10 protein-coding genes are annotated in these 12,888 nt (G+C 46.5%); 2 read left to right on the forward strand and 8 right to left on the reverse strand.

Annotated elements, in window-relative coordinates; all coding sequences use genetic code 11:
• From VNE01S_RS19815 to fabB, 4 genes are all read right to left on the reverse strand, one after another.
• Nucleotides 1-3,171 (reverse strand): FimV/HubP family polar landmark protein (locus VNE01S_RS19815; protein ID WP_281178116.1); only part of this gene is annotated, 3,171 nt, incomplete at its 3' end.
• 200 nt (nucleotides 3,172-3,371) lie between these two features.
• Nucleotides 3,372-4,385 carry an aspartate-semialdehyde dehydrogenase gene (locus VNE01S_RS18055; RefSeq protein WP_053395120.1) on the reverse strand — a complete coding sequence of 338 codons (1,014 nt, stop codon included), beginning with the start codon at nucleotides 4,383-4,385 and terminating at the stop codon, nucleotides 3,372-3,374.
• Nucleotides 4,385-5,515, reverse strand: a complete 1,131-nt coding sequence (locus VNE01S_RS18060; protein ID WP_053395121.1) for a 4-phosphoerythronate dehydrogenase — start codon at nucleotides 5,513-5,515, stop codon at nucleotides 4,385-4,387. The genes VNE01S_RS18055 and VNE01S_RS18060 overlap by 1 nt, the downstream gene beginning before the upstream one ends.
• Before the next feature lie 253 nt (nucleotides 5,516-5,768).
• Nucleotides 5,769-6,980 (reverse strand): beta-ketoacyl-ACP synthase I, encoded by a 1,212-nt coding sequence (fabB, locus tag VNE01S_RS18065; RefSeq protein ID WP_053395122.1) that lies wholly within the window; start codon nucleotides 6,978-6,980, stop codon nucleotides 5,769-5,771.
• 128 nt (nucleotides 6,981-7,108) lie between these two features.
• Here fabB and mnmC point away from each other — a divergent pair, with 128 nt between their 5' ends.
• Entirely contained in the window at nucleotides 7,109-9,127 is a 2,019-nt protein-coding gene (gene mnmC / locus VNE01S_RS18070) for a bifunctional tRNA (5-methylaminomethyl-2-thiouridine)(34)-methyltransferase MnmC2/FAD-dependent 5-carboxymethylaminomethyl-2-thiouridine(34) oxidoreductase MnmC1 (RefSeq protein WP_053395123.1), read from the forward strand.
• Between the two features lie 51 nt (nucleotides 9,128-9,178).
• On the opposite strand, the gene VNE01S_RS18075 is transcribed toward mnmC, so the two are convergent.
• Both VNE01S_RS18075 and VNE01S_RS18080 read right to left on the reverse strand, forming a co-directional pair.
• Nucleotides 9,179-9,442: a YfcL family protein gene (locus VNE01S_RS18075; protein WP_053395124.1), complete on the reverse strand. Its 264-nt coding sequence runs from the start codon at nucleotides 9,440-9,442 to the stop codon at nucleotides 9,179-9,181.
• Nucleotides 9,443-9,549: 107 nt separating this feature from the next.
• Nucleotides 9,550-10,080: an elongation factor P hydroxylase gene (locus tag VNE01S_RS18080; protein ID WP_053395125.1), complete on the reverse strand. Its 531-nt coding sequence runs from the start codon at nucleotides 10,078-10,080 to the stop codon at nucleotides 9,550-9,552.
• A gap of 222 nt (nucleotides 10,081-10,302) precedes the next feature.
• Here VNE01S_RS18080 and VNE01S_RS18085 point away from each other — a divergent pair, with 222 nt between their 5' ends.
• Complete coding sequence (locus tag VNE01S_RS18085) at nucleotides 10,303-10,926, forward strand: trimeric intracellular cation channel family protein (protein ID WP_053395126.1); 624 nt, start codon at nucleotides 10,303-10,305, stop codon at nucleotides 10,924-10,926.
• 66 nt (nucleotides 10,927-10,992) lie between these two features.
• Here the strand turns inward: VNE01S_RS18085 and aroC are convergent, their stop codons facing one another.
• The gene (gene aroC / locus VNE01S_RS18090; RefSeq protein WP_053395127.1) at nucleotides 10,993-12,078 is read right to left on the reverse strand and encodes a chorismate synthase; all 1,086 of its coding nucleotides are present in this window, start codon (nucleotides 12,076-12,078) and stop codon (nucleotides 10,993-10,995) included.
• A 181-nt stretch (nucleotides 12,079-12,259) separates the two neighbouring features.
• A partial coding sequence (gene prmB, locus VNE01S_RS18095; RefSeq protein WP_061781658.1) for a 50S ribosomal protein L3 N(5)-glutamine methyltransferase occupies nucleotides 12,260-12,888 on the reverse strand: 629 nt, incomplete at its 5' end.

Here is a 12,888-nt window from a genome sequence, read left to right on the forward strand (position 1 = left end):
ATCTAGTTCATCAAAATTGAATGACTCTTCAGATTCAGCAGATTCTGCATTCTGCGTTTGTGGCTCAGTTTCTGGCTCTGATGCCATATCAGCTAATGCGTCTTCTTCGCTGTACTCTGGAAGCTCTAATTCATCAAAATTAAATGACTCTTCAGATTCAGTAGATTCTGCAGTCTGCGCTTGTGGCTCAGCTTCTGGCTCTGACGCCATATCAGCTAATGCGTCTTCTTCACTGTATTCTGGAAGCTCTAATTCATCAAAATTGAATGACTCTTCAGGTTCAGTAGCCTCAACAGGTTCATCAAGTAACCAATCATCATCTTGTGGGATGCCAAACTCATTGGCTACAGCTTCTGGAGCAGCAGCCTGCGCTGATTGATCTTCTTGTTCAATGTCAGTTTGACTGCTTTGGGGCGTCCTCGCCTCCTCGTCAACTGGGGCCTGAACGTCTTCAACAAAAGTGTTTTCTGTGTTGGGTTCAAGCTGCGGCTGCTCATCTTCAATAACAGAGCTTAACCTGTCGTGAGCATTACCCTGGACTTCACTCTCTGGGAGAGTGGCTTCCATTTCATCAGTAAGCTCATGCTCTTCATCTGGTGAGACTTGTTCGACAGCCGCTGGCTCGATATTGGGTTCAATATCGTCGTTCAGCTGTGGGTTTTCTACCGCATCAATGGCTGAGCTTAACCAATCATCTTCATCTTCAAGAGGCTCTGGCTCTGGCTCTGGCTCTGGCTCTGGCTCTGGCTCTGGCTCTGGCTCTGGCTCTGGCTCTGGCTCTGGCTCTGGCTCTGGCTCTGGCTCTGGCTCTGGCTCTGGCTCTGGCTCTGGCTCTGGCTCTGGCTCTGGCTCTGCAAAGTCTGCTTGGTTGCTGGTCGAGTCAAGAGTTTCTTGCTCATTTTGCAGGTTTTCTTGAGATTGCGCTTCATCTACCTGGTATTCATCAAATAGTGCATCTGCTTGCGGCGCAACGCTCATCATGTCATCGATAAATTCCTCACTTGAAAATTCATCGGATGATTCAGGCGTATCTTCCTCAAGGTTTAATTCGGGGTGCACTTCCTCTTCGCTTTGTGGGAGTTCAGCACTCTTTTCTATTTCGAGAAGTTCTTCAAATAGGTCGGTACTTTCATCACCAAACTCATCGTCTTGTTGAGCGTCTGGACTCGCGAACAATTCATCTAATAAATCTGAGCTGTCCAACTCTAGAGTATCATTCGGTGCGGTCTTATCTTCACCTATCAACTCGTCAAGCTCGGCATCTAAATCAAAGTCAGGCTCTGAGCCTTCACTCTGCTCATTGCTAGGCTCATCAGGAGCTACGCCCTGTTCATCGTCAATGCCAATTAACTCATCAAACGGGTCACTTTCTCGCTCATTGCTGTCTGGTACGGTTGATTCAGCGTCCTCGTCGTCGATGAGTTCATCCAGTAAATCTGTACTGTTCTCATCTAGATCAAACGACTCCTCATCCAACAGCTCATCGAGTAGCGCCGTTTCGTCAACGGAATTCGCTTCTAGCGTATCCAGATCGGCTTGAGCTTCAATTTGGGCAAAGATGTCGTCGATATCATCATCAGAAGCAATCTTAGGCTCGCTCAGTGGGCTATCATCGTCATCGCTGAGATCAAAGTCGTCGTTAGATTCACTCAATAGATCATCGACATCTGAATTGCCAACGCCACTCTTGCCAACGTCATCCAGTAAGTCATCTAACGATGATTGGTCAAGTGGTTGTTGTTCTGCCGCTTGCTCATCAATTCCAGCGTTAAGTAGCGCATCTAAGTCATCTTGCGACATTAAACCGTCATCAGAAAGCTCGAATTCCTCTTCGTCGCTTTCGTCATCGATAACGACTTCATCGAGCGCTCGCTCCATTTCTTCTAAGCCAAGGGCTTTATCTTTGCCATTTACGCTAATGTCACTTGAACTTAAATCCACGTCAGCCAGAGGGTCGTCTAGGTCAAGATCACCATCATCGCCAATACCAGCAAATGGATCCTCCCCGTTCTCATCCTCCAGATTGAAATCTAAGTCATCGTCGAGGCCCGCAAAAATATCTTCTTCTTCATTATTGTCCAACTCAAGCGGGTTATCGTCTTTAAGGAGTTCTTCGGTGTCGGTAGTGTCACCAAACAGATCATCATCTAGAAGCAAGTCATCGTCTAAATCGTTGTTCATCGTCTCAGGCGTCACTGGAGGTGTGATCTGAGGCTCTGTCTCTGTCTGGGGTTGCTCTGCGGCATCTTCTTGCTGCTTGCGACGTCCTAGCAACATGACAACAAGCAGGCCAATTAGCAAACCAGGAATGATGGCTAAAGCAGCAACTAACCATGTATTTGAGAACAATGAATCCACCGCAGACGGCGCTTTTTTCTGCTCTTCGGCTAAACGCAGACGCTCTGCTTCTAGTAGTTTTTCTACTTCGTTGCGAATACGGTTTTCGTCACCGAGTTCATCTTTTAGTACATCCACTTCTGATTGGACTTGTGCCAACATCAGACGTAACTTGTGATTTTTCTCTTCCAAAGCCACCAGCTCATTTTCAGAGCTCGCTAACTGGTTTTTCAACGCATTTTCAGTGGACTGTTTCTGCTCTTTGGCAATTTGAGCAAGATCGGCGTTGTTTTCGACAGAAGTTTTAGGCTGCGCAGTCTCGACTGACGCTACATTTACGGCTGGGGCCTTCTGTGCTGGCGGATTGATTCGAGGCTCTGGCGAAGGTTGACGTTGTGGCAAGCTGGCCTGTTGAAGCCGCGCTTTGTGTGCGTCTAATATACGTACGGCTTCCTGAGTCGATACACTACTGATCTGGTTGAGTGAAGGGACGCGTATTGTACTTCTTGGAACAAGCTCGTGAATATTTTGGTTGTCAAACGCTTGCGGGTTCAGCTGATAAATCGCGTACAAGGTTTGTTGTATTGAGACGGAGCTCGATGGACGTAAACTAGACGCAATACTCCACAGCGTCTCATTTTCTGATGTCGGCCCATAAAAGCGTGAAGGCTCTGCGCTACGCAAATTGTTCGTCAGTGGCTCTGCGTATCGAGGGGAATCCTGTATCTCGCCATTAGGTCCTTTAAGGCGGATACTTTCTGCGCTTACAAATGATGTTTGAGTCACGGCAACCATTGCTAATGGCAATAGTAGACGCTGTAAAAGTCGTCGCATATAAGGCTCAGCTTTGTGCTCAATAAAGTTAAATATGGTGATCTGCTAAATATATCGGATATAGAGGGGAAAACTATAGGCATTGAGCTAAAAAATGTGTGGCTCACGCCATAATCGTATTAATCTCAGCCTACTTTTCTCGGATCGATTAAAAAAGCCTCACACAGTGGTGAGGCTTTAACATTGCTATCAATAAGCGCTTAATAGTAATCGCGGATAAGTACTTCTGCAATTTGCACTGCGTTCGTTGCTGCACCTTTACGTACGTTGTCCGCAACCACCCAAAGGTTGATACCGCTGTGGTGACTAATATCATTACGAATACGGCCAACCATCGCTGTATCTTTACCGCCTGCGTCACGCACTTGTGTTGGGAAGTCGTCACCATGAAACACTTCGATGCCATCTGTTTGCTCAAGAAGATTAGTCACTTCTTGCGCATCGATAGGCGCGCACGTTTCTAGGTGCACAGATTCCGCATGGCCATAGAAAACAGGCACGCGCACACACGTCGGGTTCACTGTGATTGAAGGGTCATTGAAGATTTTTTGTGTTTCCCACACCATCTTCATTTCTTCTTTGGTGTAACCGTTTTCCATGAACTTATCGATTTGAGGAATACAGTTAAACGCGATCTGCTGAGAGAACTCATTGGTTTCTGCAGGTAGACCGTTCAGCAGCTTCGCCGTTTGACCCGCCAACTCATCAATACCTGATTTGCCTGCACCTGAAACAGATTGGTATGTCGAAACGTTAATACGCTCAATGCCTACTGCGTCGTGAATTGGCTTAAGTGCAACCAACATTTGAATCGTTGAGCAGTTCGGGTTGGCAATAATATTGCGGTTACGGAATTCCGCGATCGCTTCTGGGTTCACTTCTGGTACAACAAGTGGGACATCATAGTCATAGCGGAAGTGAGAGGTGTTATCGATAACAACCACACCTTCATCTGCTGCAATTGGCGCCCACTTTTCTGATAGCTCACCGCCTGCTGAAAACAGCGCGATATGAACTTGCGACCAGTCAAAGTTTTCTACGTTTTCAACTTTTACTGTTTTGCCGTTGAAGCGGTAAGTTTTACCTTCGCTACGCTCACTCGCTAGTAGGTAAAGCTCACCCACTGGGAATTTACGTTCCTGAAGAACTTCCAAAATAGTTTCACCGACCGCACCGGTCGCACCTAAAACGGCAACATTATATTGTTGGCTCATTAACTTACCTCAACCTGAAAACCTAGTTTTGCCAGCGGAGCGAGATTGCATGACTCACTTCCTGCTAGCGTGACAGCACTGTACTCGCGGCGATCCCAGTAATTTTTTCGCATCAGGTCAAAGGAGCCTGGCTTACTGATTTCGCGGCGGAACAAGGCGTCATCTTTGCGCACATCATAAACTAGCTGAGTGATATTGTGCAGTGTTGCTTCATCCCACTCCCTGTCCAATGCCAACTTTGGCACTGGCGCAGTTGGCAGTAGCTCACTGGCATGCGCATGTAATTTGTTACCTAAAAACTCACAGTAGCTATTGAAGATCATGGTCGTGCCACGAGCTTTGCCTTCAAGGCCATAGCCAGCTACGTGAGGGGTGGCGAATGCTAGCAGAGGCAGGAGCTCCATATCAACCTCTGGTTCAAATTCAAACACATCTAAAGCGGCGATAAAGCCATCGTTTTTCAATAGTCTCGCTTTCAGCGCCGCATTATCAACGATTGGGCCACGCGCGGCGTTAATTAAAATCTGATCGCCACGGAGTTTGTTGAGTCTCTTTTCATCAAACATGTGATGAGTCGGATAATCACCACCACGGGTAATCGGCGTATGCAGCGTGATTATGTCTGCTTGCTCTACCAAAGTATCAAGCGGAGTAAATGTACGCTTATCGCCTTGCTCTTGCTTCGGCGGATCGTTGATCAGCACATTGATACCAATGCCCTCTAAGCACTGCTGTAAGTAGCTCCCTACCTGACCAGCACCAATAATCCCAACGGTCTTATCAAATACTGAGAAGCCGTGCTGCTGAGCAAGAACCATCATGACACTGAATGCGTACTCCGCCACACCCACTTTGTTGCAGCCAGGTGCCGCGGTAAAGAAAATGTCTTTCTCTTTCAGCAACGCTTGATCAACATGGTCCATCCCTGCCGTTGCGGTACCGACAAATTTCAATTTATTTGCTTTCGCTATTAGCTCTGCGTTGACTTTAGTTACCGAGCGGATCATTAAAGCATCAACGTCAACCAAATCGTCAGCTGTTAGTGTACGACCTGATTTAAGAACAACATCACCAAGTTGGCTAAAAAGTTGTTCGGCATAAGGCATATTTTCATCGATTAGGATTTTCATGGTGTGAGTGTGCGACTTACCTGTCGTTATCTGTGAAATGAGAATAAAAGCGATTGTGCAGAAAAGTAGAGAGCCTGTCGAGATAAACACGGCTGAGAAAGAAAAATGCCCGGCAAATTGCCGGGCAAAGTTCCAGAACAAAAGGATCCTAACCCGCTCTCCATGGGTCAGAGTCTGCGTCTGTTCGACTAATCTCAATAGAGTTAGTCAGCTCTGGAAACTGTTTTGCCAAGATCGTGCTCAGCAAATTCAGTTAGCCTTGGTACTTTTTGATTACTAGAGTTGCGTTTGTACCACCAAAACCAAAGCTGTTTGACATAACAGTGTTCAATTCTACTTCACGAGCGTCAGTAACGATATCCAGACCTTGTGCTGCTTCGTCCAGATTCTCGATATTAATACTTGGCGCGATGAAACCGTTGTCCAGCATTAGTGTTGAGTAGATGGCTTCGTGAACACCTGCCGCACCTAGTGCGTGACCAGTCATCGCTTTAGTTGCAGAAATTGCTGGGCTGTTGTCACCAAAGAGTTCTTGGATAGCGCCTAGCTCTTTCACGTCACCCACTGGTGTTGATGTGCCGTGAGTGTTTACGTAATCCACGCCGTCAACGTCTTGCATTGCCATCTTCATACAACGAACCGCACCTTCACCAGATGGCGCTACCATGTCGTAACCATCTGAAGTTGCACCGTAGCCTACGATCTCACCGTAGATTTTCGCGCCACGAGCCAATGCGTGCTCAAGTTCTTCAACCACTAGCATACCGCCGCCGCCAGAGATAACGAAACCGTCACGGTCCGCATCGTAAGTACGAGAAGCTTTTTCTGGTGTGTCGTTGTATTTGGTTGATAGTGCACCCATCGCATCAAACATCATAGTTTGAGACCAATCTAGCTCTTCACCACCACCAGCAAATACGATGTCTTGCTTACCAAGTTGGATAAGTTCCATCGCGTGGCCAATACAGTGTGCAGAAGTCGCACACGCAGAGCTCATTGAGTAGTTCACGCCACGGATTTTGAATGGAGTTGCCAAACAAGCAGAAACCGTTGAAGACATCGTACGAGGAACCATGTAAGGACCCACACGTTTTACGCCTTTCTCACGCATGATATCAGTTGCAACAGTTTGGTTTAGTGCAGAAGCACCACCAGAACCTGCTACGATACCTGTACGGTCGTTAGATACTTGCTCTTCAGTTAAACCTGCGTCTGCAATCGCTTGTTCCATAGATAGGTATGCATACGCAGCCGCATCACCCATAAAGCGCATCTGTTTGCGATCAATGTGCTCTGCTGGATTGATTTTTAGATCACCCCAAACCTGAGAACGAAGACCTTTCTCTTTGAACTGCTCAGAGGCAGTAATACCAGATTTACCTTCTTTTAGAGACGCTAAAACTTCTTCGACGTTGTTACCGATACTTGAAACAATACCCATACCGGTGATTACGACACGTTTCATTATGACATTCCTATAATTCTAAGTTCCGCTAGATAATAACTAAGTTACTGCGCAAAAGTGGTCAGCTTTCCCATAAAACCGTACAATCGCTCCAAGTTTATCGCCCATATCACATAAATTCAGACACTATGACCTCGATTACCAACGCACAACTTGGCTGGAATGACGCCGGAACCCCAGTTTCGGATCAGTTCGATGACGTCTACTTTTCAAACGTTAACGGTCTGGAAGAGACTCGCTACGTGTTCCTTCACCAAAATCATCTCCCACAGAGATGGCAAGATTATGAAGATCGCCGCTTTGTCATTGGAGAAACTGGGTTTGGAACCGGGCTTAATTTTCTGGCTGTTTGGCAATGGTTCAACGAATTTAGACAACAAAACCCGAATGCGCCACTCAAAGAGCTCCATTTCGTCAGCTTTGAGAAATACCCGTTAAGCAAAGAAGATTTAGTCAAGGCACATCAAGCTTGGCCAGAATTAGCTGAGTACGCAGAAAAACTGCAAAAGCACTACCCGATTGCGGTACCAGAATGCCACCGCATTGTACTGGAAGATGGCGCTGTGACATTGGATCTCTGGTTTGGTGATATTAAAGATTGCATGCCTAACGTCCCGGTAGCAGAGCAAGGAATCATCGATGCTTGGTTCCTAGATGGCTTTGCGCCAAGCAAAAACCCTGAGATGTGGAATCAGGACCTGTTTAACGGTATGGCGAAACTGGCAAAAGCCGAATGTACTTGTGCCACATTTACCGCCGCAGGCTTCGTTCGCCGAGGATTAATCGAAGCTGGATTCGAGATGAAAAAGGTCAAAGGATTTGGCACTAAGCGAGACATGATTGCTGGCACACTAAAAGAGCGCCTACCTTTAACCAATTTTAAGCCTTGGTTTGACCGTTCAAGCAGCACTTCTACGGAATCAATCGCTATCGTTGGCGGCGGCATCGCCAGTGCAACCTTAGCAAAAACACTGGTACGTCGTGGTAAACACGTAACGCTATACTGCCAAGATGAGCAAGCAGCACAAGGGGCATCGGGTAACCGACAAGGCGCGGTGTACCCTTTACTGAATGGCTCTCATTCTGGTGTCTCTCGTGTATTTGCGCCGGCATTTTTGTTTGCGCGCCAGTTCGTAGAGCAAGCTGCAGAATCGGTCGATTTTGACCATAGCTGGTGTGGTGTGACCCAGTTGATGTGGGATGAAACCTCACAAGCCAAACTCGAGCGAATGCTGTCTGGCAACTTTGCCCCTGAACTGATCACCAAGTTGGATGCCGATCAAACCAGTGAAAAAATTGGTTTATCGATTGACGTAGGCAGCGTGCATTACCCGCTTGGAGGGTGGTTGTGCCCTGCTCAGTTGACTCAAGGTCTTATCGACTCTCTTTCTGAAAGCGAATTTTTCTCTGTTCGATTTAATAGTAAAGTCGACGAACTGAAATGGGGTGAAAGCAATCAACAATGGACTGTCACGACCAACGGGCACTCCTTTAACCACGACACAGTGATTGTGGCCAATGGCCATCAGTTTGGTGATATTGCACAAACTTCAGATATCCCACTAGGGCAAGTCAAAGGCCAGGTCAGTCATATTCCAACCACTGAACAACTGAGCCAGCTTAAAACCGTTCTGTGCTACGACGGCTATATGACGCCAGTCAACCCAAACAATGGACAGCATTGCATCGGCGCGAGCTATGACCGCAATCATCTCAACTATGAATTCGACGCTGCCGCCCAACAAGACAACGGCGATAAGCTGCGTAAATGTGTTCCGAACCAAGCTTGGACACAAGAGGTAGATACATCGGGCAATCAATCTCGACAAGGCATCCGCTGCGTAAGCCGTGACCACTTGCCATTTATCGGGAACGTGGGTGTATTGGAAGAAACCAAAGCGGTTTACAAAGACCTGCAAAAGACCAAACAGCAAGATGCAGCGAAAGTCCCTCATTACCCAAACCTATTCTGTATGTTAGGGCTCGGCTCCCGAGGCCTCAGTTCTGCCCCATTACTAGCGGAAACACTGGCTTCGCAAATCTGCGGTGACCCACTACCACTTCCCGTTGATGTACTAGAACAATTGCACCCTAGCCGAATGTGGGTAAGAAAACTAAGGAAAGGAAAAGCGATTACTGAGCTTTAAAATAAAAAAACGCCTCAAATGAGGCGTTTTTTATACTGTCGAATTCTGGACTTAAGCTTGATTAACCAGATCCGTCCAAAGGTCATTCACAATGGTACGGTCCGCTGGACTAAGCTCAGCTCTTGCTTGATCTAGGCTGCTCTGAATACGAACTTTCAGCTCTTCAATATCATTTACGCCTTCTTCTTCGCATGATGCCGCTGATAAAGAAATATGACCACGCAAATAGCCACCAGCAAAGAGTTCATCATCCGACGCTGTAGAAATTCTTGCGTCAATTAGCTCAAGTAGCTTCTCTTCAAATTCAATAATCATTGTTGCTTATTCGCCTAAATCAGTTTGCGTTTTAAATCTGCGCTGAGCTTCTCACATTGCTTTTATTAACGCAAATACTGCTGTTTATTCTATTAACCGATCACTATCTATTTTACTTCGAACATATCAAGACTCAGTTCAGGAACCTGATAAAAGGCTCTCAATGCATCAGATAACATTTTAACGCGCAGCGGTAAGCCTTGTTGGAAAATCGTTGTAACTTCAGCATGCACCTTATACATAAACGCTACGCGATCCGGTTCAAAATCGCCATTCAGATTGTCGCAACTGACGGTGAAAGGGAATCCCGCACTCATAGACAAGATCCATTCGTAAGCTTGCGGTCTAATTTCTACCTTTTCGAATTCAGCTTGGACTTGCTCTGTTCGCCCGTCCGGCTCATACCAATAGCCAAAATCTTCTAATAACCGGCGCTGTGGTCCCGCCACACACCAATGCGCAATTTCGTGTAACGCAGACGCGTAAAAGCCTCTGGCGAAAATAATGCGGTGGTACGGGGTCGCATCATCAGCAGGAAGGTAGATAGGCTCTTCGCCTCCCAATTCTAACTTGGTGTTATAGTCGGCAACGAAGGTGTCATTAAAAATCTTTATCAGGTCTTGGTAAGCGTGGGTCATGGTGATTTATCAAAAGCTTATATACTGCGGGGGCATTCTCGCTATTTTCATAAGTGAATGCAAATTTAGACGCATTAGTCGAGACATTAGAAATATTAATGCACCAAACGTTTTCACCATCACAAAATCTCATTCGTCACAGATCACATTTCCTACTACACTCACCCATTAATTCATATGATACCGCCGCCTTATATCGGCGTCACAAATAGAGATATTTCTATGCTGCTGAGTGTTTTATATATCATTGGTATCACGGCAGAAGCCATGACAGGTGCATTGAGTGCAGGGCGCAGAAAAATGGACTGGTTTGGTGTGATGCTTGTGGCAAGTGCAACGGCTATCGGTGGTGGTACGGTGCGCGATATTTTATTAGGCCACTACCCGTTAGGCTGGGTGAAAAACCCTGAGTTCCTCGCCATTACTTGTGTAGCTGGCGTACTCACAACAGGCTTAGCAAAGTGGGTCATTAAGCTGAAAGGTCTATTTATCAGGCTCGATGCGCTGGGCCTAATTGTCTTTAGCATCATCGGTACTAAAGTGGCACTGGGCATGGGTTTACACCCTGGTATTTGTATGGTGTCGGCACTCGTTACTGGTGTGTTTGGTGGATTATTACGTGACTTGATCTGTCGCCAGACTCCGCTTGTTTTGCATGAAGAGTTATACGCTTCGGTCGCTTTGATCGCATCGGGCCTTTACCTTGCGTTACTTGAATTTGGCATCAATGATGTCACAGCAACAATCAGTACCTTGGTTATTGGTTATATGCTCCGCATGGCAGCGGTACGATTTAAATGGCGCTTACCGTCATTCCAGTTGGAAGCAGAAAACTCGCTCCACTAATAATTAGCCGAATAGATATGTTTATAAAAAACGCCAATCATTTGATTGGCGTTTTTTGTTATACGATTAAATCTGTGGGGTTTCGGTCACGACACCTTGATTCTGACCGCGGTGACGAAGCAGATGATCCAGCAGAACAATCGCTAACATAGCCTCAGCAATTGGCACTGCTCGGATACCAACACACGGGTCATGACGACCTTTGGTGATCAACTGAGTGGGCTCACCTTGTTTAGTGATCGTTTCACCGGGAACCGTAATACTAGAAGTCGGTTTAAGTGCGATATTGGCGACAATATCTTGGCCTGTCGAAATACCACCTAAAATGCCACCAGCATGATTACTGCCAAAACCGTCCGGATTCAGAGTATCTCGATGCTCACTGCCTTTTTGGCTCACGACATCAAAACCATCACCAATCTCAACACCCTTCACCGCATTAATACTCATTAAGGCATGCGCGATATCTGCATCTAAGCGGTCAAAAACGGGCTCGCCTAAACCAACAGGCACATTAGTGGCGACAACTTGCAGCTTGGCACCAATAGAATCACCTTGTTTTTTCAGGTCGCGGATCAGTTGATCGAACGCATCCACTTTATCGACATCAGGGCAAAAGAACGCGTTGTTTTCAATTTCATCCCAATCGACTTTGTCGATCGATACATCACCCATTTGCGATAGGTAGGCGCGAATTTCTACGCCAAATTCCTGTTTAAGGTATTTTTTCGCAATCGAACCAGCGGCTACGCGCATCGCGGTTTCACGAGCAGACGAACGGCCTCCCCCGCGGTAATCACGAACACCGTATTTTTGGTGGTAAGTATAGTCTGCGTGACCTGGACGGAACTTATCTTTGATTTCTGAATAGTCTTTTGAGCGCTGGTCTGTATTTTCAACTAATAGACCAATAGAAGTACCTGTGGTTTTACCTTCAAAGACACCAGAAAGAATTTTTACTTCGTCAGGTTCGCGACGTTGGGTAGTATAACGAGAGGTGCCTGGACGACGACGGTCCAAGTCAATTTGAATATCCGCTTCTGTGATTTCTAAACCTGGAGGGCATCCATCAACGATACATCCTAGTGCGATACCGTGACTCTCTCCGAATGTAGTCACTCGGAAATGTTGTCCGATACTGTTTCCTGCCATTACTTCCTCAAGTTTTATTTGCTCCGTAAATAGAGCTTTACACTGCAATTGTTCGTAAATTCATAGTGTCTCTATTACGGTTTGATGTAAACCCCTAAAGCCGAACTATTTTGCTTTTCATCAGCACAAAAAACCAGGCATAAAGCCTGGCATCTGTACGTTCTTATTTACCGCAGGGTGGTTAGTCCTTGTAAATTGAAAACTCTTCCGCGTGTTCTAGCATTTGTTCGCGCGTTAGCATGAACACGCCATGGCCGCCGTTTTCGAATTCAATCCAAGTAAATGGAATATGAGGGTACTGCTCCATCATATGGATCATTGAGTTACCCACTTCACAAATCAGGATACCGTTATCCGTCAGGTAATCTGGCGCGTTAGCTAAAATACGGCGTACCAATTTCAGACCATCAGAACCCGCTGCTAAGCCTAGCTCTGGCTCATGCGTGAACTCATCTGGTAGGCTGTCCATATCTTCCTGATCCACATAAGGTGGGTTAGAGACGATCAGGTTGTATTTTTCTTTAGGCAAATCGCGGAACAGGTCGGAACGGATTGGGAACACCTGTTGCTCCATACCGTGGTCTTGAATGTTTTGTTCAGCCACCTGAAGAGCGTCTGTTGAGATATCAATCGCATCCACTTCCGCATCAGGGAAAGCGTGAGCACACGCAATGGCAATACAACCACTGCCCGTACACATGTCCATAATGCGCGCAGGCTCTTCCACCAACCATGGTTGGAACTCGGCTTGAATGAGTTCACCAATTGGTGAACGTGGCACTAATACACGCTCATCAACAAAGAACTCAA

The organism is Vibrio nereis NBRC 15637 (assembly GCF_001591105.1).
GTDB lineage: Bacteria > Pseudomonadota > Gammaproteobacteria > Enterobacterales > Vibrionaceae > Vibrio > Vibrio nereis.

Coding starts and splice junctions, on each gene's coding strand:
- mnmC (WP_053395123.1), top strand. CDS start 7,109: ATGACCTCGATTACCAACGCACAACTTGGCTGGAATGACGCCGGAACC.
- VNE01S_RS18060 (WP_053395121.1), bottom strand. CDS start 5,515: ATGAAAATCCTAATCGATGAAAATATGCCTTATGCCGAACAACTTTTT.
- VNE01S_RS18055 (WP_053395120.1), bottom strand. CDS start 4,385: ATGAGCCAACAATATAATGTTGCCGTTTTAGGTGCGACCGGTGCGGTC.
- VNE01S_RS18075 (WP_053395124.1), bottom strand. CDS start 9,442: ATGATTATTGAATTTGAAGAGAAGCTACTTGAGCTAATTGACGCAAGA.
- fabB (WP_053395122.1), bottom strand. CDS start 6,980: ATGAAACGTGTCGTAATCACCGGTATGGGTATTGTTTCAAGTATCGGT.
- VNE01S_RS18085 (WP_053395126.1), top strand. CDS start 10,303: ATGCTGCTGAGTGTTTTATATATCATTGGTATCACGGCAGAAGCCATG.
- VNE01S_RS18080 (WP_053395125.1), bottom strand. CDS start 10,080: ATGACCCACGCTTACCAAGACCTGATAAAGATTTTTAATGACACCTTC.
- aroC (WP_053395127.1), bottom strand. CDS start 12,078: ATGGCAGGAAACAGTATCGGACAACATTTCCGAGTGACTACATTCGGA.